17 protein-coding genes are annotated in these 19,821 nt (G+C 71.9%); 10 read left to right on the top strand and 7 right to left on the bottom strand.

The features are described 5' to 3' along the window. Positions 1-3 precede the first annotated feature (3 nt). From IOD14_RS16855 to IOD14_RS16835, 5 genes are all read left to right on the top strand, one after another. Positions 4-2,043 carry a bifunctional aldolase/short-chain dehydrogenase gene (locus tag IOD14_RS16855; RefSeq protein ID WP_212670662.1) on the top strand — a complete coding sequence of 680 codons (2,040 nt, stop codon included), beginning with the start codon at positions 4-6 and terminating at the stop codon, positions 2,041-2,043. Beyond that, positions 2,040-3,476: a rhamnulokinase family protein gene (locus IOD14_RS16850; protein ID WP_123993650.1), complete on the top strand. Its 1,437-nt coding sequence runs from the start codon at positions 2,040-2,042 to the stop codon at positions 3,474-3,476. Before IOD14_RS16855 ends, IOD14_RS16850 begins: the two co-directional genes overlap by 4 nt. A 71-nt stretch (positions 3,477-3,547) precedes the next feature. After that, positions 3,548-4,303, top strand: a complete 756-nt coding sequence (locus tag IOD14_RS16845; protein ID WP_123993651.1) for a (Fe-S)-binding protein — start codon at positions 3,548-3,550, stop codon at positions 4,301-4,303. Next, positions 4,300-5,778 (top strand): LutB/LldF family L-lactate oxidation iron-sulfur protein, encoded by a 1,479-nt coding sequence (locus tag IOD14_RS16840; RefSeq protein WP_212670661.1) that lies wholly within the window; start codon positions 4,300-4,302, stop codon positions 5,776-5,778. Before IOD14_RS16845 ends, IOD14_RS16840 begins: the two co-directional genes overlap by 4 nt. After that, positions 5,775-6,431 (top strand): lactate utilization protein C, encoded by a 657-nt coding sequence (locus IOD14_RS16835; RefSeq protein ID WP_212670660.1) that lies wholly within the window; start codon positions 5,775-5,777, stop codon positions 6,429-6,431. Before IOD14_RS16840 ends, IOD14_RS16835 begins: the two co-directional genes overlap by 4 nt. On the opposite strand, the gene IOD14_RS16830 is transcribed toward IOD14_RS16835, so the two are convergent. The 3 genes from IOD14_RS16830 to IOD14_RS16820 form a co-directional block, all read right to left on the bottom strand. Then, positions 6,404-9,433: an alpha-L-rhamnosidase gene (locus tag IOD14_RS16830; protein WP_212670659.1), complete on the bottom strand. Its 3,030-nt coding sequence runs from the start codon at positions 9,431-9,433 to the stop codon at positions 6,404-6,406. The genes IOD14_RS16835 and IOD14_RS16830 overlap by 28 nt on opposite strands. Before the next feature lie 141 nt (positions 9,434-9,574). Next, entirely contained in the window at positions 9,575-10,171 is a 597-nt protein-coding gene (locus IOD14_RS16825; RefSeq protein ID WP_123993654.1) for a hypothetical protein, read from the bottom strand. A 59-nt stretch (positions 10,172-10,230) separates the two neighbouring features. Further along, positions 10,231-10,875: a hypothetical protein gene (locus tag IOD14_RS16820; protein WP_123993655.1), complete on the bottom strand. Its 645-nt coding sequence runs from the start codon at positions 10,873-10,875 to the stop codon at positions 10,231-10,233. A gap of 141 nt (positions 10,876-11,016) precedes the next feature. Here IOD14_RS16820 and IOD14_RS16815 point away from each other — a divergent pair, with 141 nt between their 5' ends. From IOD14_RS16815 to IOD14_RS16800, 4 genes are all read left to right on the top strand, one after another. Further along, positions 11,017-11,802, top strand: coding sequence for an ABC transporter ATP-binding protein (locus IOD14_RS16815; RefSeq protein WP_212670658.1), 786 nt, complete (start codon positions 11,017-11,019; stop codon positions 11,800-11,802). Positions 11,803-11,805: 3 nt separating this feature from the next. Then, complete coding sequence (locus tag IOD14_RS16810) at positions 11,806-13,116, top strand: ABC transporter permease (RefSeq protein ID WP_212670657.1); 1,311 nt, start codon at positions 11,806-11,808, stop codon at positions 13,114-13,116. Positions 13,117-13,298: 182 nt separating this feature from the next. Beyond that, positions 13,299-14,156: a MoxR family ATPase gene (locus tag IOD14_RS16805; protein WP_212673288.1), complete on the top strand. Its 858-nt coding sequence runs from the start codon at positions 13,299-13,301 to the stop codon at positions 14,154-14,156. Continuing rightward, complete coding sequence (locus tag IOD14_RS16800; RefSeq protein ID WP_212670656.1) at positions 14,153-15,499, top strand: VWA domain-containing protein; 1,347 nt, start codon at positions 14,153-14,155, stop codon at positions 15,497-15,499. Before IOD14_RS16805 ends, IOD14_RS16800 begins: the two co-directional genes overlap by 4 nt. 276 nt (positions 15,500-15,775) lie before the next feature. Here the strand turns inward: IOD14_RS16800 and IOD14_RS16795 are convergent, their stop codons facing one another. Next, entirely contained in the window at positions 15,776-16,477 is a 702-nt protein-coding gene (locus IOD14_RS16795; RefSeq protein WP_212670655.1) for an SDR family oxidoreductase, read from the bottom strand. Positions 16,478-16,599: 122 nt separating this feature from the next. On the opposite strand from IOD14_RS16795, the gene IOD14_RS16790 reads away from it, so the two are divergent. After that, the gene (locus tag IOD14_RS16790; protein WP_212670654.1) at positions 16,600-17,574 is read left to right on the top strand and encodes an NAD(P)-dependent alcohol dehydrogenase; all 975 of its coding nucleotides are present in this window, start codon (positions 16,600-16,602) and stop codon (positions 17,572-17,574) included. A gap of 27 nt (positions 17,575-17,601) precedes the next feature. Here the strand turns inward: IOD14_RS16790 and IOD14_RS16785 are convergent, their stop codons facing one another. The 3 genes from IOD14_RS16785 to IOD14_RS16775 all read right to left on the bottom strand — a co-directional run bounded on the left by IOD14_RS16785 (position 17,602) and on the right by IOD14_RS16775 (position 19,760). Then, on the bottom strand, positions 17,602-17,961 hold the full coding sequence (locus IOD14_RS16785; protein ID WP_123993661.1) for a cupin domain-containing protein: 360 nt from the start codon (positions 17,959-17,961) through the stop codon (positions 17,602-17,604). A gap of 162 nt (positions 17,962-18,123) precedes the next feature. Next, positions 18,124-19,101, bottom strand: coding sequence for a threo-3-hydroxy-L-aspartate ammonia-lyase (locus IOD14_RS16780; protein ID WP_212670653.1), 978 nt, complete (start codon positions 19,099-19,101; stop codon positions 18,124-18,126). After that, on the bottom strand, positions 19,098-19,760 hold the full coding sequence (locus IOD14_RS16775; RefSeq protein WP_212670652.1) for a PAS domain-containing protein: 663 nt from the start codon (positions 19,758-19,760) through the stop codon (positions 19,098-19,100). The genes IOD14_RS16780 and IOD14_RS16775 overlap by 4 nt, the downstream gene beginning before the upstream one ends. Positions 19,761-19,821 lie beyond the last annotated feature (61 nt).

Here is a 19,821-nt window from a genome sequence, read left to right as displayed (position 1 = left end):
TTCATGGCACTCCACCCCGAAGCCGCCGCTCTCCTCGCCCGGTCTCACCGGCTCGGCTCCGATCCCCGTAACACCAACTACGCCGGCGGCAACGCGTCCGCCAAGGGCACCGACACCGATCCCGTCACCGGCGGTGACGTCGAGCTGATGTGGGTCAAGGGGTCCGGAGGGGATCTCGGGACGCTGACCGAGGCGGGGCTGGCCGTGCTGCGGCTGGACCGGATGCGGGCGCTCGTCGACGTGTACCCGGGTGTCGAGCGCGAGGACGAGATGGTCGCCGCCTTCGACTACTGCCTGCACGGGAAGGGCGGGGCGGCCCCGTCCATCGACACCGCCATGCACGGGCTCGTCGAGGCCGCTCATGTCGACCATCTGCACCCGGACTCGGGGATCGCGCTCGCCTGCGCCGCCGACGGGGAGAAGCTGACTGCCGAGTGCTTCGGCGACACCGTCGCGTGGGTGCCGTGGCGCCGGCCCGGGTTCCAGTTGGGGCTGGACATCGCCGCGATCAAGGCGGCCAATCCGCAGGCGATCGGTGTCGTGCTCGGCGGGCACGGGATCACCGCCTGGGGTGACACGGCCGAGGAGTGCGAGAAGAACTCGCTGCACATCATCCGGACCGCCGAGCAGTTCCTGGCGGAGCACGGCAGGGCCGAGCCCTTCGGGTCCGTCATCGAGGGCTACGGCGCGCTCGGCGAGGCCGAGCGGAAGGAGCGGGCCGCCGCCCTCGCACCGTATGTCCGCGCCCTCGCGTCCCAAGACAAGCCGCAGGTCGGGCACTTCAACGACGCCGAGCCGGTGCTGGACTTCCTGGCCCGTGCCGAGCACCCGCGGCTCGCCGCGCTCGGGACCTCCTGCCCCGACCACTTCCTGCGGACCAAGGTGCGGCCGCTCGTCCTGGACCTGCCGCCGACCGCTCCGCTGGAGCAGGCCGTCGCGCGGCTGGACGAACTGCACGCCGCCTACCGCGAGGAGTACGCCGCCTACTACCAGCGGCACGCGCTGCCCGACTCCCCCGCCATGCGGGGCGCCGACCCGGCGATCGTGCTGATTCCGGGTGTCGGCATGTTCTCCTTCGGCAAGGACAAGCAGACCGCCCGGGTCGCCGGCGAGTTCTACGTCAACGCGATCAACGTGATGCGGGGCGCCGAGGCGGTCTCGTCGTACGCGCCGATCGAGGAGTCCGAGAAGTTCCGCATCGAGTACTGGGCCCTGGAGGAGGCCAAGCTCCAGCGGATGCCGAAGCCCAAGCCGCTCGCGACCCGCGTGGCGCTGGTGACGGGCGCAGGCAGCGGGATCGGCAAGGCCATCGCGCAGCGGCTGGTCGCCGAGGGCGCGTGCGTCGTCGTCGCCGACCTCAACGGCGAGAACGCGGCCGCGGTCGCCGAGGAGCTCGGCGGCAGCGACAAGGCCGTCGCCGTGACCGTGGACGTGACGGACGAGGAGCAGATCGCCGGAGCCTTCAAGGCCGCGCTGCTGGCCTTCGGCGGGGTGGACCTCGTCGTCAACAACGCCGGCATCTCCATCTCCAAGCCGCTCCTGGAGACCTCCGTCAAGGACTGGGACCTCCAGCACGACATCATGGCGCGCGGTTCCTTCCTGGTGTCGCGGGAGGCGGCCCGGGTGATGATCGCGCAGAAGCTGGGCGGCGACGTCGTCTACATCGCCTCCAAGAACGCCGTGTTCGCCGGTCCCAACAACATCGCCTACTCCGCCACCAAGGCCGACCAGGCCCACCAGGTGCGGCTGCTGGCCGCCGAGCTGGGCGAGCACGGCATCCGCGTCAACGGCGTCAACCCGGACGGCGTGGTGCGCGGCTCCGGCATCTTCGCCGGTGGCTGGGGCGCACAGCGCGCGGCCGTGTACGGCGTGGAGGAGGCGAAGCTCGGCGAGTTCTACGCCCAGCGGACCATCCTCAAGCGCGAGGTGCTCCCCGAGCACGTGGCCAACGCCGTCTTCGCGCTGACCGGTGGGGAGTTGACCCACACCACCGGTCTGCACGTCCCCGTCGACGCCGGCGTCGCGGCCGCGTTCCTGCGATGAGCGGGTCCGTGAAGTCGTACGCCGCGGTCGACCTCGGCGCGTCCAGCGGACGTGTCATGGTCGGCCGCGTCGGCTCCGACAGCCTGGAGCTGACCGAGGCCCACCGGTTCGTGAACCGGCCCGTGCGGGTCCCGGAAGGGCTGCGCTGGGACATCCTCTCGCTCTACGGCGGTGTCCTGGACGGCCTGCGCGCCGCCGGGCAGGTCGACTCCGTCGGCATCGACAGCTGGGCCGTGGACTACGGGCTGCTGGACGCCGACGGGGCGCTGCTCGGCAACCCCGTGCACTACCGGGACTCCCGCACCGAGGGCGTCGCGGAGAAGGTGTGGGCGACCGTGCCCGCACCCGAGCTGTACGCGGCGACCGGGCTCCAGTACGCGCCCTTCAACACCCTGTACCAGCTCGTCGCCGATCAGCTCTCCGGCGCCGAGCGGCTGTTGCTCATCCCCGATCTGCTCACCTACTGGCTCACCGGTGAGCAGGGCACCGAGCTGACCAACGCGTCGACGACCCAGCTGATCGATCCCCGGACGCGCGGATGGTCGTACGGCATCGCGCAACGGCTCGGTATCGACCTGGAGTTGTTCGCCCCGCTGCGGCAACCCGGCGACCCCGCGGGCCTGTTGCGTCCCGAGGTGCTGGAGGAGACGGGTCTGGTCGGGCCCGTCCCGGTGACGGCCGTCGGTTCGCACGACACGGCCTCCGCGGTGGCCGCCGTGCCCGCCTCCGGTGAGCGGTTCGCCTACATCTGCACCGGCACCTGGTCCCTGGCCGGCCTCGAACTGGACGCGCCGGTGCTGACCGAGGAGAGCCGGGCCGCCAACTTCACCAACGAGCTGGGGCTCGACGGCACGGTCCGGTATCTGCGCAACATCATGGGGCTGTGGCTGCTCCAGGAGTGCGTGCGGGCCTGGGGCGACCCGGACCTGGGCGAGCTGCTCCTCGACGCGGCCAAGGTGCCGGCGCTGCGGTCGGTGGTGGACGCGGGGGACGCGGCCTTCCTCGCGCCGGGGCGGATGCCGGAGCGGATCGCCGAGGCGTGCCGTGCCTCGGGGCAGCCGGTGCCCCGCTCCCCCGCCGAGGTCACGCGCTGCATCCTCGACTCGCTGGCGCTGGCCCACCGCAGGGCCGTCGAGGAGGCGCAGCGGCTGGCCGACCACCCGGTCGACGTCGTGCACGTCGTCGGGGGCGGTACGCGCAACGCCCTGCTGTGCCAGCTGACCGCCGACGCCTGTGGGCTGCCGGTGGTGGCGGGGCCGACCGAGGCGGCCGCGCTCGGGAACGTGCTGGTCCAGGCGCGGGCCCACGGTCTCGTGGGCGACCTCGCGGGCGGGCGTGAGCTGCTCACCCGGACCCAGCCGCTCACGCGGTACGAGCCGCAGGGCGACACCGCGCGCTGGCGCGAGGCACAGTCCCGGCTCGCCGGGGCCTGACCGGGGACTCCCCCACACCTCGCCCCCGGACTACGCTTCACCCATCCGATGATCGACCACAAGGAGCCGCGATGCGTGTCGCCCTGTTCCTGACCTGTGTCAACGACACGCTCTATCCGGACACCGGCCGCGCTGTGGTGAAACTGCTGACCAGGCTGGGCGTGGACGTGGACTTCCCGATGTCCCAGACCTGCTGCGGGCAGGCGCACTACAACACCGGATACCGGCATGACGCGGAGCCGCTGGCCCGGCATTTCTCCGATGTCTTCCGGGACTACGAGGCGATCGTGACGCCGTCCGGCTCCTGCGGGGCGATGGTGCGGGAGCTGTATCCGCGCATGGGTGAGCGGGCCCGGGCCGAGGGGCGCGGGGAGGGCCTCGCGGCCGTGCTGGCACCCGTCGTACCGAAGACGTACGAGCTCACGGAGTTCCTGGTGGACGTGCTCGGGGTGACGGACGTCGGGGCGTACTACCCGCACACGGTGACCTACCACCCGACCTGTCACGGACTGCGCGGCCTCGGGCTCGGCGACCGGCCCCGGCGGCTGCTCCAGGCGGTCGAGGGGCTTGAGCTGAAGGAGCTTCCGGGCGCCGACGAGTGCTGCGGCTTCGGTGGCACCTTCGCGCTGAAGAACGCCGATGTCTCGGCGGCGATGGGCGCGGACAAGGTGCGCAACGCCGAGTCGACGGGCGCCGAGGTGCTGTGCGCGGCCGACAACTCCTGCCTCATGCACATCGGGGGGACGATGGGCCGGCTGGAGTCGGGCATGCGGCCGGTGCACATCGCGGAGATCCTGGCGAGCACGGAGGAGGAACCGGCCGTATGAGCGGAACGTATCTGGGGATGCCGTCCTTCCCCGAGGCCGCGCACGAGGCGGTCGGCAACCGGACGCTGCGCGGCAATCTGCGCCACGCCACGCACACCATCCGCGCCAAGCGGGAGAAGGCCGTCGCCGAGGTCTCCGACTGGGCGGAGCTGCGCGAGGCGGGCAAGCAGATCAAGGACCACACACTGCGTCATCTCGACCGCTATCTCGTGCAGTTGGAGGAGTCGGTCGTGGCGGCCGGCGGCACCGTCCACTGGGCCACCGACGCCGACGAGGCCAACGAGATCGTGACCAAGCTCGTCAAGATGACCGGCGAGTCCGAGGTCGTCAAGGTCAAGTCGATGGCCACGCAGGAGATCGGGCTCAACGAGGCGCTGGAAGCCGAGGGCATCCGGGCCTACGAGACCGATCTCGCCGAGCTGATCGTGCAGTTGGGCAAGGACCGGCCCTCGCACATCCTCGTCCCTGCGATCCACCGCAACCGGGGCGAGATCCGGGACATCTTCGCGCGCGAGATGAGCGAGTGGGGCCGCCCGGCCCCCGAGGGGCTGACCGACACGCCCGCCGAACTGGCGGAGGCCGCACGACTGCATCTGCGGGAGAAGTTCCTGCGCGCCAAGGTGGGCATCTCCGGCGCCAACTTCATGGTCGCCGACACCGGCACCCTGGTGGTCGTGGAGTCCGAGGGCAACGGACGCATGTGTCTGACCCTGCCCGAGACGCTGATCTCGGTCGTCGGCATCGAGAAGATCGTGCCGACCTGGCAGGACCTTGAGGTCTTCCTGCAGACCCTCCCCCGCTCCTCGACCGCCGAGCGCATGAACCCCTACACGTCCACCTGGACCGGCACCACGGACGAGGACGGTCCGCAGACCTTCCATCTGGTGCTGCTCGACAACGGGCGCTCCGACACCCTCGCCGACGAGGTCGGCCGCCAGGCGCTGCGCTGCATCCGCTGCTCCGCGTGCCTGAACGTCTGCCCGGTGTACGAGCGGGCCGGCGGCCACGCCTACGGCTCGGTCTACCCGGGCCCCATCGGCGCGATCCTGAGCCCGCAACTCCGGGGCACGGCAAGCGAGATCGACGCCTCCCTGCCGTACGCATCCTCGCTGTGCGGGGCCTGCTACGAGGTCTGCCCGGTCGCCATCGACATCCCCGAGGTGCTGGTGCATCTGCGGGAACGGGTCGTGCAGGGCGGGCCGGTGGTCCGCGAGGGCAACAAGGTGGTGCTGAAGCCCGCCAAGGGGCACGCGGCCGAGCGGGCCGCGATGCGGGCGGCCCGCTGGGCGTTCGCCCACCCCGGCGTCCTGCGCACCGGCCAGCGGGCGGCCTCGCGCACCCGGCGGCTGCATCCCCGCAGCCTGCCGGGGCCCGGCAAGGCGTGGAGCGGGACCCGGGATCTGCCGGCGGTGCCCGCGGAACCGTTCCGCGACTGGTGGCAGCGCACCGGCGGCGGCAAGGAGGACGGCAAGTGAGCGGCAGGGAACGGATCCTGGGCCGGGTGCGGCGCGCACTGGCCGACGCCCGGGGCGAGGACACCCCGATCGAGCGCGCGTATCTGCGCGAGCACGGTGCCCGCGGTGTCGAGCAGACGGTGGAGCTGCTGGCCGAGAACCTCGCGGACTACCGGGCGATCGTGCACCGCTGCACGGCGGCCGACCTGCCGGCGACGCTCGCCGGAATGCTGGCGGCGCGGGGCTCGAAGACGGTCCTCGTGCCGGCGGGCCTGGCGCGGGAGTGGCTCGCGGAGGCCGACGCCGAACAGGTCGCGGACCGGGCGGAGAGCACCCCGCACGAACTGGACCGGATCGACAGCGTGGTCACGGCGTGCGCGGTCGCGATCGCCGAGACCGGCACCATCGTCCTGGACGGCGGTCCCGACCAGGGCCGCCGCCGGATCACCCTGGTCCCGGACCACCACATCTGTGTCGTACGGGTCCCGGACCAGGTCGTCTCCTCGGTGCCGCAGGCCCTTGTCCGCCTCGACCCGGTGCGCCCGCTGACATGGATCTCCGGTCCTTCGGCGACCAGTGACATCGAGCTGGACCGGGTCGAGGGGGTGCACGGTCCGCGCACCCTCGAGGTGGTGCTGGTGGACTCTCAGCCGAGCGAGGAGGTCAACTCATAGCTCCCTGAGGGGAGTTCGTACGAGGCGACGCCCTCCCCGAAGCCCAGGTACTCGACTCCGTCGACCTGCGACAGGGGTGTGCCCGCCTCACGCACGGAGTCGGGGTCGGCCGTGGGGATGCGCAGGGTCGCGGTGCTGTTGGCGGGGACGGCGACCCGGTGCGTGAACTCGCCGTCCCGCACCGCCCATGCGCTGACGATCTCGCCGTACGGCGAGAGGTGCGAACCGGCGACCCGGGTGATCCTGCCGGTGGGGTCGAGATGGGGCCGCAGGAAGAAGTGCCTGAAGCCCGGGTGGGCCGGGTCCTTGGCGATGCCGGCCATGCTCTCGTACATCCACTCCATGATCGCGCCGTAGGAGTAGTGGTTGAACGAGTTCATCTCGACCGGCCCGAAGCCCTCTTCCTCGGAGTACGAGTTCCAGCGCTCCCAGACCGTGGTGGCGCCGTTCCTCACCGAGTACAGCCAGGACGGCATCGCGTCCTGGTGCAGCACCTTGTACGCCAGTTCCACCTGGCCCTCCTCGGTGAGGACGGGGGCCAGGACGTGCACGCCGAGGAAGCCGACGGAGAGGGTGTTCTCGGCGTGTCCGACGCGGGTGCTGTCGGGGTGGGCGGCCTTGTAGGCGGCGGAGTTGCCGATGTTCTGGGCGAGGAGTTCCACCAGTGCGCGCCGCTGGCTCTCGGTGTCGTACAAGCCGAGTTTGAGGATCCAGAGCAGGGCGGTCTGGGTGTCGTCCTCGGTCCGGGTGGGGCTGCCGCCCGGGGTCCAGGGCGGCGGGGAGCCGAGGCTGGAACGCACGGTGAGGCGGCCGCCGTCGGTGCTCAGGTACTTGGTGACGAAGGCCCGTTTGACGTGGTCGAAGAGCTCCTCGTAGGCGTGGGCCTCGGCGGTGCGGCCGGTGGCGCGGGCCATGTCCGCCATGAGCCGGGCGCTGTGGGCGTAGTAGGCGTCGCTGACCAGCTGGGTGCTGGTGACCTGGAAGGCCAGCCAGTCGCCGAACATCGCGCCCTGTCCGGCGTAGGTGTCGCCGGTGCGGGCGCGGATCCAGTCCAGGTAGGCCGTCATCGCGTCCCAGCTGCGGTCGACGATGGTGGTGTCCCCGCTCATCTGCCACACGGTCCAGGGGACGACGACCCCGCAGTCCGCCCAGCCGCTGGCCGGGTCGGGCTCGTTGTAGCGGGCGCCGGGCGCGATCCAGGTGAACTGGGCGCCGTCCGCGCCGTAGGTGCGCTGGGAGTCGATCAGGATGTCCTGGAAGTGGCTCAGGAAGGCGACCGCATCGGCGTTGTAGAGGCCCGTCTGGGCGAAGAGCTGGGTGTCGCCGGTCCAGCCGCAGCGTTCGTCGCGCTGCGGGCAGTCGGTGGGCACCCAGAGGTAGTTGCCGCGCTGGCCCCAACGGACGTTGCTGATCAGCTGGTTGACGTCGGCGTCGTCCGTTTCCACGGTGCCGATGTCGTGGAGGGCGGAGGTGGCGACCCTGCCGGTCAGTTCGGTGAGGGTGACCGTCTGTGACGTGGTGACGCCGACGTAGCGGAAGCCGTAGAAGGTCAGGGAGTCCTGATGGGTCTCGCCCTCCGGGTCGCCCTTGAGGATGTAGGTGCTGGTGGCCCTGGCCGTGCGGAGGTTGGCCCGGTAGACCGAGCCCGCGGGGCCGTCCGCGCCCGCGCTCGCGTCGTTGAGCATCTCCCCCGGCGTGAAGGTCACTTCGGCCCCGGCGGGGCCGCGCAGGGTGTAGCGGGGCACGCCGACGAGGTTCTGGCCGAGGTCGATCACGGCGGTGTCGCCCGGGTGCAGGGTGACGTGGGCGGTGGCGGCACGGGTGGGATCGGTGACCGTGCGGGCGGGGTCGACGACGCGATCGCTGCCGCCGGTCCGGACGGTGATCGAGCACGGCCTGCGGTCCCACGCGGGCATCAGCCGGGCCGACTCGCCCGGGTAGGCGACGAGTCGGGAGTCGGGGAAGCGGGTGGTGAAGTCGTGCTCCTCGACCCCGGACCAGGTGGAGGCGTCGAAGTCGTTCGCGGTCCAGCCGGGCAGTTCCCTGCGGGCGTCGTAGGTCTGCCCGTCGTAGATGTCGTCGGCGCGGTGCGGGCCGGTGTCCGTGGCCCGCCAGTCGTCGCCGGGCGTGGTCACGACGCTCTGGGTCGAGCCGTCCTCGTAGCGGAGGAGGAGCTTGGCCTTGAGGGCGAGGCGGTTGCCGTCCTCGGCGTAGTAGACGCTGTGGTCGGAGACGCGGCCGTTGTACCAGCCGTTGCCCAGCACGGCCGCGAGAGTGACCTGGGGCTGCCCCGCCAACAGGCTGGTCACGTCGTAGGTGAAGTAGCTGACGGTGGTGTCGTAGTTGGTCCAGCCCGGCGTGAGGAGTTCGAGGGTGCTGCCGCCGTCCTGGGGCACGGTGACCCGGTGGCCGTCGACGTACGCCTCGTACACGCCGAGCGCGGAGATGTAGAGGCGGGCCTCGCGCACGCGGCCGGATGCCAGGGCCGTCTGTTTCCTCAGGAGCGGCGCGCCCGCGCTGTTCGGAGCCTTGCACGCCATGCTGATCCACTTCGCGCCGTCCCAGCCGGTGACGCCGTCGGTGGCGAGCAGGCCGGTCTCGAAACGGGCGGGCGGCGGTCCGGGGAGCGGGCGGCCGTGCTCGTCCCAGACCTGGACCGTCCAGTGGTAGCGGGTCGAGGCCTGCAGTGCGGGGCCCGCGTAGCGCACGGCCACCGAGTCCGCCGAGTCGATCCGGCCGCTGTCCCAGACGTCCGCGCGGCCTCCGGCCAGTCGGTCGGGGGTGGACGCGACCAGGATCCGGTACGCGGTCTGACGCCGTCCCCGGACCGGGGACGCGGTGCGCCAGCCGAAGCGCGGGCGGGCCGCGTCCACGCCGAGCGGATCGGTGCGGTGCTCCACCGTCAGGCCCTCGACGGCGGTGCGGCCGGGGGCCGCCGCGGTCCCCCGGACCGTGCCGGGGGGCACTGCGCTGCCGTTCGTGCTGTCGGCTCCGTCGGTCATGCCGTGGTCCCTTCGACTGCTCCCAGTTGTATCGATTCAGCTGGGTGGGCGGTTGAAGCTAGTGGCAGATGCGAGGGGTGTCCACCGCCCGCGCCGCGAGGTGAAACCGTTCAAGGCCGCATGTCTCACTGCGTCGTCGCGTCAGCTGTAGACGAGCGGGCAGCCGCGCCGCAGGGAGTGCTGGGCGGCGCGCAGGTACAGCGCCACGTAGAACGCGGCGTCCAGGTCCTCGGCCCAGGGCCCGGGTCGTGCGGCCGCGAAGCGTTGCGCCTCGCCGTCCAGGAACCACATGGTCAGGTCGAGGTTGTCGCAGGCTGCCGGTATCTCGTCCACCGGCAGGTCGACGGCGCTCGCGAGCCGTTCGGCGAGGGCGAGCACCTGAGGGGCACCGGCGACCATCGTCGTGTCGGCGTAGGAGGTCTCGGTCGGCAGCCAGATCTCCTCGTCGAGGGCGAACGGCACGAGCAGCGACCAGCCGCACAGGAGCTCGTACTCCTGCTGCGACAGCTGCGCCCGGCACAGCGCGTCGAAGCCGTCCATGGGAGGCACCAGCTTCTCCTCGAACGAGAGCCCCGCGCCGCGCACCAACCGCTCCGGCGCCTGCGGCACGGACTCGTAAGGCGGCAGCCCCCGGCGGCTCAACTCCGCGCCGAGGGCGGCCGCGAGGGCCCCGCGGCCGCCCTCGTCCTCCGTGTCGAACCACTCCTGCGCGCCCACGCTCACCAGATAGATCCCCATGTCCCGAAAAGTACAGCGGCCCACTGACAACGCCCCCGGCCGCCGCCCGGGACCCCGGTTCAGGGGCGGGTCAGCAACAGCGTGGGCAGGGTCTCCGTCAGGATCCGTTCACGGGGCAGGGTGAGGCCGAAGTGCCGGTGGAGGACCTCCAGGCACCTGCGGTGCACGACACTGTCGTCCAGGTCCTCGTCGGGCAGTCCGGCGGCGCTGAGCCGCTCCTGGACGGCGGTGGCCACCTCGGGGTCGCCCTCGGGGCTGCCGTGTCCCCAGCTGCCGTCCAGGTGAAGGTTGAACGCGCACATCAGGTTCTCGTCGTGCCGGTAGGCGAAGTGCGGGGGCACCGGCTTGCCGTTCTCCTCCTCGTACTCCAGGTGGAAGACGTGCAGTCCGCCCCGGTCGACCGGCCGGCTCCCGGTGCCGAACTCCCCTTGCCAGCCGCCGTACTTGATGACGTACGACCACTCGTCGAGCTCGCCGTGGCGCAGGGCGATGCCGTCCAGGGTGTCCCCGTACAGGCCTTCCAGCAGGTCCTGCACCTGGCGGCCGGTGAGTTCTCCGATGGCGCGGGGACTCGCGGGCCGGTGAGCGGTCTCGGCGACCCGTCGCGCCAGGGATTCCGACTCGAGGTCGGGGGCGATCACCACGCTGTAGCCACCCCAGGCGATGGACTGCGGTTCGGCGAGCCAGGCTATTGAGTCGGTCATGGCGGCCAACCCTGCCGTATCGGCCGGAGGGTGTCACTGAGTACACCCCCGAAGACGGGTTCTGCGCCCCATGTCTCCTGGTCCGCGGCTGCGTAGCTTCGTGAGCGAGGCACACGGGGTGCCGGACGAAGGGGGACGACGATGTTTCGCACGAGCTCACGGCGCACGCACGACACGGGACCCGCCGCCGAGGCGCTGCGGCTGGTGAAGGTCAGGCGGACCTACGGCACGGACGACAGTGCCGTGACCGCCCTGGACGGGGTCACACTGAGCCTCGCCCGGGGCACCTTCACCGCGGTGATGGGTCCTTCGGGGTCCGGGAAGTCCACGCTGCTCCAGTGCGCGGCCGGTCTCGACCGGCCCGACAGCGGGATCGTGCGGGTGGACGGCACGGAGCTGACGGGCGGCGGCGAGGCGGAGCTGACCAGGTTCCGGCGCGGGCGGGTGGGGTTCGTGTTCCAGCAGTACAACCTGCTGGAGACGCTGACGGTCGCCCAGAACACCGTCCTGCCGCTGCGGCTCGCCGGAAGGAGGGTCGACCGCGGGCGGGTCACGGAGGTCCTGACCGCCGTCGGTCTCGGCGACCGGCTCGGCCACCTGCCCGACCAGCTCTCCGGCGGCCAGCGGCAGCGGGTGGCGATCGCCCGGGCCCTCGTCACCGATCCCCGGGTGATCTTCGCGGACGAGCCGACGGGCGCCCTGGACACCCGGAGCGCGCGGGACGTGCTGCGGCTGCTCCAGGAGGCGGTACGGGTGCACGGCCGGACCGTGGTGATGGTGACGCACGACCCGGTCGCCGCCTCCTGGGCCGACTCGGTGCTGTTCCTCGCGGACGGCCGCCTCGCGGGCCACATGGAGGCTCCGACGCCGGACGCGGTGGCCGAGCGCCTCGCGCACCTGGGCGACGACGTGACGGCGGGGGTGTGAGCGATGTTCGTGCTGGCGATGCGGTCGATACGGCAACGGCCCGGGCGGTTCCTCGCGACCCTGGTGAGCGCCTTCCTGGGTGCGGGGATCATCATGACGTTCAACTCGCTGTACGACACGGCGGGCCGGCCGGGTGTCGACCCGGCGAGCAAGGAGATCCTGACCACCTCGGCGAGTGTCGTCGGCGGCTACGGCACCCTGCTGGTGTTCTTCGCCGTGGCCTCGACACTGACGGTCAACGTCCGTCAACGCGCGGGTGAGTTGGAGCTGCTGCGCTGCTCGGGAGCGACTCCGGGGCAGATCGGGCGGATGGTCGTGGGCGAGACCGTGGCGGTCGCGCTGATCGGGGCCGTGCTGGCGATCGGTCCGGCGATGCTCGGCGGGCAGGCGCTGCTGGACGTCTTCAAGGACAGCGGGCAGGTCGCACGGAGCGTCGATCACTCCTTCGGTCCCGTCGCGCTGCTGTCGGGCTTCGACATCACCCTGGTCGCGGCGGCGGGCGCCGCCCTCCTCGCGGTACGACGGGCCACGCGCGGGCGTCGGCAGCGGGGTCGGGCGCGCACCCGACTCGCGTACGGGGCACTGGGCGTCGGCGCCCTGTCGACCGTCTCCACCTTCGCGTTCTCGGCGACGGACGAGGCGCTCATGGCGACTCCGGCGTACGGGGCGATCCTGCTGTCCGTGGGGTTCGCGCTGCTGTCGCCGCGGCTCCTGAAGGGCGTCCTGGAGCGGCTGCCGCTGACCGGTGCGAGCGGCTGGCTGGCCGTGCGGAACCTGCGCCGACGGGCGGATCACCTCTCCGGGATCCTGATGTCCCTGATCCTGTTCACGGCGGTGTCCGTCGCCACGCTGTACATGCAGGGTGTCGAGAGCGACGCCATGAGGGCCTCGGGTGCGGTCAGGACCGCCGACGCGAAGAACCTCCAGACGCTGAACCTCACGGTCGTCGGCATCATCGTGGTGTTCGTGTGCGTGATGCTCGTCAACTCGCTCTACGCGGCGACGACCTACCGCGGCCGGGAGTTCGGGCAGCAGCGCCTGGCCGGGGCCGGCCCTGGGCAGGTGCTGGGCACCGTCGGCACGGAGGGGCTGATCCTCACGGCCGTCGGGCTGTTCTTCGGCACGGTGGCGGCGCTCGCCGGGATCATTCCGTTCACGATCGTCCGCACCGACTCGGTGCTGCCCCACCAGGGCCTCGGCATCTGGCTGGCGGTGGGATCGACCGCGGCGGCCGTGACGATCGGCACGAGCCTGGCCACGGCCCGCAGGGTGCTGCGCGTTCCCGCGGTGGAGGCGGTGGGGTCCACGGCGTGAGGGACACGGCAGGTCAGGGGGCGTCGCTTCGGTGGCGCCCCCTTCTCGGCGCCCTCTCCCAGCGCCCCCTGCTCAGCGCCCTCCGCGCGCGTCCAGCCGACTTCGAACACGTGACAGAAGAGGTGAACAAGCGCTTAGATAGTTGGCGGAAACGAGTTCGCGCCGCGCTGGAGGCCCCGTTGCTGTTCACATCCGTCGACGACGTCTCCGCACGCCTGGCCGCGACCGGCTACCTCGCCTCGCCCTCGGTCGCCACCACCGTCTTCCTCGCCGACCGGCTCGGCAAGCCGCTCCTGGTCGAGGGCCCCGCCGGGGTCGGCAAGACGGAGCTCGCCAAGGCGGTGGCCGAGGTCGCCGGGGCGCGACTGGTCCGCCTGCAGTGCTACGAGGGCGTGGACGAGTCCCGGGCGCTGTACGAGTGGAACCACGCCAAGCAGCTGCTGCGCATCAGCGCCGGCCGGGACGAGACCTGGGACGAGGCCCGCACCGACATCTTCAGCGAGGAGTTCCTGCTCTCCCGGCCTCTGCTGACGGCCATCCGTGGCGAGGAGCCCAAGGTGCTCCTCATCGACGAGACCGACAAGGCGGACGTCGAGGTCGAGGGCCTGCTCCTGGAGGTGCTGTCCGACTTCCAGGTCACGGTCCCCGAACTCGGCACCATCACCGCGTCCCGCCGCCCGTTCGTCGTCCTGACCTCCAATGCCAGCCGCGAACTGTCGGAGGCCCTGCGCCGCCGCTGCCTGTTCCTGCACATCGGGTTCCCCGAGGAGGAGCTGGAGCGGCGGATCGTACGGCTGAAGGTGCCGGGCCTCGACGAGACGCTGGCGACATCCGTGGTGCGGGTCGTGGGGGCGCTCAGGGCCATGGACCTGCGCAAGGTGCCCTCGGTCGCCGAGACCATCGACTGGGCGCGCACGCTGCTCGCGCTGGGGGCGGACCACCTCGACGAGACGGTCGTACGGGACAGTCTGGGCGTGCTCCTCAAGCACCAGGACGACATCCTCAAGGCCGGGGCCAAGCTCGACCTGGACGCGGTGTGAGCACCGCCGAGCGGCTCACCTCCCTGGTCGGCGCCCTGCGCGCGCACGGCGTGCGCATCGGGACCGGTGAGACGGTGGACGCCGCACAGGCGGTCGAGGCGCTCGGATTCGCCGACCGGGAGCGACTGCGGGAGGGCCTGGCGGCGACCTTGCTGCACAGCACGGCCCAGCGGCAGGTCTTCGACCCGGTGTTCGACCTGTACTTCCCGCGGGGCGTCGGCGGGCCCGACACCGGCCCCCCGGACCGGGAGGAGCTGCGCGAGCGGCTCGCCAGAGCCCTCGCCGCGAACGACGAGACCCTGATGGCCCGCCTCGCGGCGGAGGCCGTCGACGGGTTCGGCGGATACGGCAACTCCCCTTCCTCGGACGGCTGGTCGTCGTACCAGACCCTCGACCGGCTGCGCCCGCAGACGCTGCTGGCGCGTGTCCGCGACGACGTGCGGGGGCGGCAGGGGATGTCCGGGTTCACGGACCGGCTGCTGGAGGACGAGATCCGGCGGCGCATCGAGGCGTTCCGCGCGCTGGTGGCCGCGGAGGCCCGGCGGCGGGTGGCGGAGCGGCGGGACCTGGACGAGATCGCGCGGCGGGCGGTGGCTCCGACGACGGACCGGGTCGACTTCCTGTTCGCGGGGAAGGACCGGCTGGCCGAACTGCGGCGCACGGTCCAGCCGTTGGCCCGCAAGCTCGCCACCCGGCTGGCGGCCCGCCGCCGTCGTGCCGCCCGGGGCAGCATCGATCTGCGGCGGACGCTGCGCGGTTCGCTGTCGACGGGCGGGGTGCCGATGAAGCCGGTGCTGCGCAGGCGCCGGCCGGCCCGGCCCGAACTGGTGCTGCTGTGCGATGTGTCGGGCTCGGTGTCGGGGTTCTCGGACTTCACGATGCTGCTGGTGCAGGCGCTGCACGACCAGTTCGGCAAGGTGCGGGTGTTCGCCTTCGTCAACCGGCTCGACGAGGTCACCCGGCTCCTCGAGCACGGCGCGGCCGACGCGGCGGGGCTCGGCGCCCGCATCCGGGCCGAGGCCACGCTGACGGGCTGGCACGGCAGCAGCGACTACGGCGTCGCCCTGGGCGAGTTCGCGTCGCGGTACGGGGACGCGCTGAGCCCCCGCACGACGGTGTTCGTGCTCGGCGACGCCCGCACCAACATGAGCGACCCGAACCTGCCCGCCGTACGGGAGATCACCGAACGGGCGCGCCGGGTGCACTGGTTGAACCCGGAGGCCCGAGCGCAGTGGGGCACGGGCGACTCGGCGGCGTACGAGTACGCCGAGCTCGTGGAGATGCACGAGTGCCGCAACGTCCGGCAGTTGAGCGAGCTGGTGGGGCGACTGCTGCCGATCTGACGAACGGCTTCGCGGCCGTGCCCGCCTGGCGCAAGGGCGACATCGGCGCGCCGAGCGTGGAGCGGGTTCCGGAGCCCGCGCTGCGGTGCCTGGCCGGCGATCCCGATCCGCGGGTGCGGGCCGGGGTCGCCGAACTCGTCGGCACGTTCGCCCACGCCGACGCCTGTGCCGTCGCCGCCCTGGAAGCGGGGTCGCGCCGGCGGCCCCAGCCCCTCCGTCCGGAAGAAGGCGGGCTGGTACGCGCCCGGCGCATCGCACCACGCGCGTCCAGGTGGCTCAGGCCGCCAGCTGCGGGTACAGCGCCCCGAGTCCGGCGGCGAGTCCGGCCTTCACCTGGCGGGTCAGGTCGTCGGCGAGGACCTCGAAGGCGCCGGACTCGATGCCGTCGAGGGCCTGTGCGGCCACGCTCTCGGGGGTGACCTTCGGGGCGTCGATCTTCGCGGTCATGTCGGTGTCGACGTACCCGACGTGCAGCCCGGTGACCTCGATGCCGCGCGGCTTCAGGTCCAGGCGCAGGGAGTTGGTCTGCGACCACAGGGCGGCCTTGGAGGCGCTGTAGGAGCCGGCGACACCGAGCCAGGACAGGACCGAGTGGACGTTCAGGATGTGGCCGCCGCCGTTGCGCTCGATGACCGGGACGAAGGCCCGGGTGACGAGGAGGGGACCGTAGAAGTTGGTCTCGAACTCACGGCGGACGTCCTCCACGGGGGCGTCGAGGAAGTTCGCGTTCACGGACGCGCCGGCGTTGTTGATCAGCAGGGTGACGTCCTGCGCCTGCTCGGCGGCTGCCGCTACGGAGGCGGGGTCGCTCACCTCCAGGGCCAGCGGCACCGCGTCCGGGTGCGTGACGGTCCTGGGGTCGCGGGCGGTGGCGTACACCTTCTTGGCGCCACGCTCGTACAGAGCGGTCACCAGCGCCCGGCCGATGCCGCGGCTGCCGCCGGTGACCAGGGCGACGGAACCTTCGAGGGTGGTCATGAGTGTCTCCAAGCACAGCGAGAAAATGATCGGTTTACCTACGCCCAGTAGCGTAAACCGATCGGTTTCCGATGGCAAGCCGAGGCCACTTCCCTACGCTCCGAAGCGACGGAGGGGGTCCCATGAAGGCAGTCGTCCAGGACCGGTACGGCTCGGCGGACACACTGGAGCTGAGGGAGGTCGAGCAGCCGGTGCCGGCCGCCGACGAGGTCCTCGTGCGGGTGCACGCGGCCTCGGTCAACGCCTACGACTGGCACTACCTGCGCGGCGACCCGAAGATCGCCCGGCTGGCGTTCGGGCTGCGCGCGCCGAAGGTGCGGATCCGCGGCCGGGACTTCGCGGGCCGTGTCGAGGCGGTCGGCGCCGAGGTCAAGGGGCTGCATCCGGGTGACGAGGTGTACGGCGAGGCGGACGGGACGTTCGCCGAGTTCGTGTGCGCCAAGGACGGTGCGACGGACCTCAAGCCGGCCGCTCTCTCCTTCGAGCAGGCGGCCGCGATGCCGCTGGCCGCGAACACCGCGCTCATCGGACTGCGGGACGTGGCCGGAGTCCAGGCCGGCCAGTCCGTGCTGGTGAACGGCGCGTCGGGCGGTGTGGGTACCTTCGCCGTGCAGATCGCGAAGGCGTACGGCGCCGAGGTGACCGGTGTGTGCGGCGCGCGCAACGTCGAACTGGTCGGCTCGCTGGGGGCGGACCAGGTCGTCGACTACACCCGGGAGGACTTCACCCGCGCCGGGCGCCGCCACGACGTCGTACTGGATCTGGTGGGCAATCGCTCACTGCGCGATCTGCGGCGCGCCACGGCCCCGGCCGGGACCATCGTCCTGTCCGGGGGCGGAGTGTATGAGGGCGGCAGTCTTCTCGGCCCGGTGCGGCTGACGCTCCGGGGGCTGCTCCTCTCCCCCTTCGTCCGGCAGCGGGTGCTCCAGCTCCCGGCGAGGGCACGCAAGGAGAACCTCGGGGCACTGCGCGAACTCGCCGAGGAAGGGAAGATCGCCCCGGCCGTCGAGCGGACGTATCCGCTCGACGAGGCGGCCGAGGCCATCCGGCATCTGGAGGTGGAGCACGCGCGCGCGAAGATCGTCGTCACGGTGTGACCCGTGACGGCCCGGGACCGGCCTTCCTCACTTGCCCTTCGCGTAGTCCTTCGCCATGCCGCCCGCGAAGTCGTAGACCACGCACTGCTCGTCGCCGACGACCCAGGCGTCGTGCCCGGGTGACACCACGAAGATGTCGCCGGGGCCCACTTCGCCCTCGCCGCCCTCGTCCATGACGACGTGCAGGCGGCCCGAGACCACATAGCCGTTGTGGTGGACCTCGCAGCTGCTGGTGCCCGCGATGGGGGCCACGGACTCGGACCAGCGCCAGCCCGGCTCGAAGGTCCCCACGGCGAAGTCCAGTCCACTCATGTGGACCGCTTCGAGGTGGCCACGCGGGAAATCGCGGCGCTCGTCCGGCTTGTCGAGCGTCTTCACCTCAAACATGACGGCTCTCCCTTCCGGCCGTGTTGCGGTACGGCCGGGGCCGGTCTCCGTGTGCCGCCCCTCCTGGGCCGCACCGGCGGGGGCCGGGCCCCATCACTCCATGGTCCGCCTGTCCAGCCGGGGCTGCCATTCGGGTGACGGCGCCGCTCCCCGCCCGCGGCGTCACTCCCCGCCCGCGCAGAGCCGGGCAAAACGCTCCGCGTCGACATTGCCGCCGGAGACGATCACGCCGACCCGGTCCGGCAGACCGCTCACCTTGCCGGTGAGCAGTGCGGCCAGCGGGGTCGCACCGCTCGGCTCGACGACGATCTTCAGCCGCTCGAAGGCGAACCGCATGGCCGCGCGGATCTCGTCGTCGCCGACCAGCGCGATCTCGTCCACCAGCCGCCGGTTCACCGAGAAGGTCAGCTCGCCGGGCGTGTGCAGGGCCTGTCCGTCGGCGATGGTCTTCGGCACCGGGATGCTGATGCGCCGGCCCGCCTCCAGGGAACGCCTGGTGTCGTCGCCGGCCTCCGGTTCCACGCCGACCATACGGATGCCCGGGTACAGGCCCTTGGCGGCGGTCGCGCTCCCCGCCATCAGCCCGCCGCCCCCGACCGGCGTGAGGAGAGCTTCCAACTCACCCGTCTCCTCCAGGAGTTCGAGGGCGGCCGTGCCCTGCCCCGCCATCACGTGCGGGTGTTCGTACGGCGGGATGAGCGCCAGGCCCCGCTCGACGGCCAGAGCCTCGGCGATCGCCTCGCGGTCGCCGGTGTACCGGTCGTAGGTGACGATCTCGGCGCCGTACCCCTCGGTGGCCGCCCGCTTGGAGCGCGGGGCGTCCTCGGGCATGACGATCACCGCGGTGGTGCCGAGCTCGCGGGCGGCGAGGGCGACGGCCTGGGCGTGGTTCCCGGAGGAGTAGGCGGCGATGCCCCGGGCCAGCTGCTCCGGGGTCAGCCGGGAGGCCGCGTTGTAGGCGCCGCGGAACTTGAAGGCACCGACGCGCTGGAAGTTCTCGCACTTGAGGAAGACCTCGGCGCCGACGAGGGCGTCGAGAGTCCGCGAGCGCAGCACCGGCGTGCGGTGCGCGATGCCGTCGAGGCGGGCGGCCGCGTCCCGGACGTCGCCGAGCGTGAGCAGTGGGGTGGTGGTCGTCACGAGTGCCCTCCGGCGTTCGTCTGTTGCGCCTGTTTCCGGGACTGGGACAGATAGCTGTAGGCGGACGCGCGGGAGATCCCGAGGCGTCCGGCCACCTGCTCGATCGCCCGCCTGACCGCGAACACGCCCCGTTCGTCCAGGCTGCGGAACAGGTCCAGGCGACCGGCACGGTCGAGCAGCGCCCACGACTGGTGGCGGTGCGCGTCGAGCATGACGTCGACGACGGAGTCGATGTCGTCGCCGAAGGTGGTGACGGGTGGCTCCTCGCGCGCTGCGCCGATCCCGGCGAGGGCTCCCAGCAGGGCGTGGACCTCGCTCGCCGCGGTGACGTCGACATTGACGCACACCGCGCCGAAGACCCGGCCCGAGGAGTCCCGCAGCAGCATCGTGGACGACTTGACCAGGGTGCCGGTGTCGGTCCGGGTGACGTAGTTGAGCTCGTCGGCCGCCTCGTCACCGCGGGCCACCATGCGCATGCCGATCTCGCTCATCGCGCCGCCCACCCTGCGCCCGGTGACCGAGCCGGCGATGGCCACCACCGAGTTCTCCGGTCTGCGGTAGTCGTGCAGCACCACCTCGCACACCGGCCCGAAGGTCGCCGCGATCCCGTCGACGACCGGCCTGAGCGCGGCGAGGATCGCGTCCCGCTCTGTCTCCATCACACCCTCCCTGCCCCCTCTGTCCAGTCTAGACTAGCAATCCAACGACTAGACCACCAGT

The sequence above is a fragment of the Streptomyces sp. A2-16 genome (assembly GCF_018128905.1).
Taxonomy (GTDB): Bacteria; Actinomycetota; Actinomycetes; order Streptomycetales; family Streptomycetaceae; genus Streptomyces.
The sequence above is the reverse complement of the archived record's forward strand: the minus strand, read 5'-3'. Positions and strand labels throughout refer to the sequence as shown.

Excerpts from the sequence above, each read along its gene's own strand:
- IOD14_RS16855 (WP_212670662.1), top strand. The coding sequence starts at position 4 with ATGGCACTCCACCCCGAAGCCGCCGCTCTCCTCGCCCGGTCTCACCGG.
- IOD14_RS16850 (WP_123993650.1), top strand. The coding sequence starts at position 2,040 with ATGAGCGGGTCCGTGAAGTCGTACGCCGCGGTCGACCTCGGCGCGTCC.
- IOD14_RS16845 (WP_123993651.1), top strand. The coding sequence starts at position 3,548 with ATGCGTGTCGCCCTGTTCCTGACCTGTGTCAACGACACGCTCTATCCG.
- IOD14_RS16840 (WP_212670661.1), top strand. The coding sequence starts at position 4,300 with ATGAGCGGAACGTATCTGGGGATGCCGTCCTTCCCCGAGGCCGCGCAC.
- IOD14_RS16830 (WP_212670659.1), bottom strand. The coding sequence starts at position 9,433 with ATGACCGACGGAGCCGACAGCACGAACGGCAGCGCAGTGCCCCCCGGC.
- IOD14_RS16825 (WP_123993654.1), bottom strand. The coding sequence starts at position 10,171 with ATGGGGATCTATCTGGTGAGCGTGGGCGCGCAGGAGTGGTTCGACACG.
- IOD14_RS16820 (WP_123993655.1), bottom strand. The coding sequence starts at position 10,875 with ATGACCGACTCAATAGCCTGGCTCGCCGAACCGCAGTCCATCGCCTGG.
- IOD14_RS16815 (WP_212670658.1), top strand. The coding sequence starts at position 11,017 with ATGTTTCGCACGAGCTCACGGCGCACGCACGACACGGGACCCGCCGCC.
- IOD14_RS16810 (WP_212670657.1), top strand. The coding sequence starts at position 11,806 with ATGTTCGTGCTGGCGATGCGGTCGATACGGCAACGGCCCGGGCGGTTC.
- IOD14_RS16795 (WP_212670655.1), bottom strand. The coding sequence starts at position 16,477 with ATGACCACCCTCGAAGGTTCCGTCGCCCTGGTCACCGGCGGCAGCCGC.
- IOD14_RS16790 (WP_212670654.1), top strand. The coding sequence starts at position 16,600 with ATGAAGGCAGTCGTCCAGGACCGGTACGGCTCGGCGGACACACTGGAG.
- IOD14_RS16785 (WP_123993661.1), bottom strand. The coding sequence starts at position 17,961 with ATGTTTGAGGTGAAGACGCTCGACAAGCCGGACGAGCGCCGCGATTTC.
- IOD14_RS16775 (WP_212670652.1), bottom strand. The coding sequence starts at position 19,760 with ATGGAGACAGAGCGGGACGCGATCCTCGCCGCGCTCAGGCCGGTCGTC.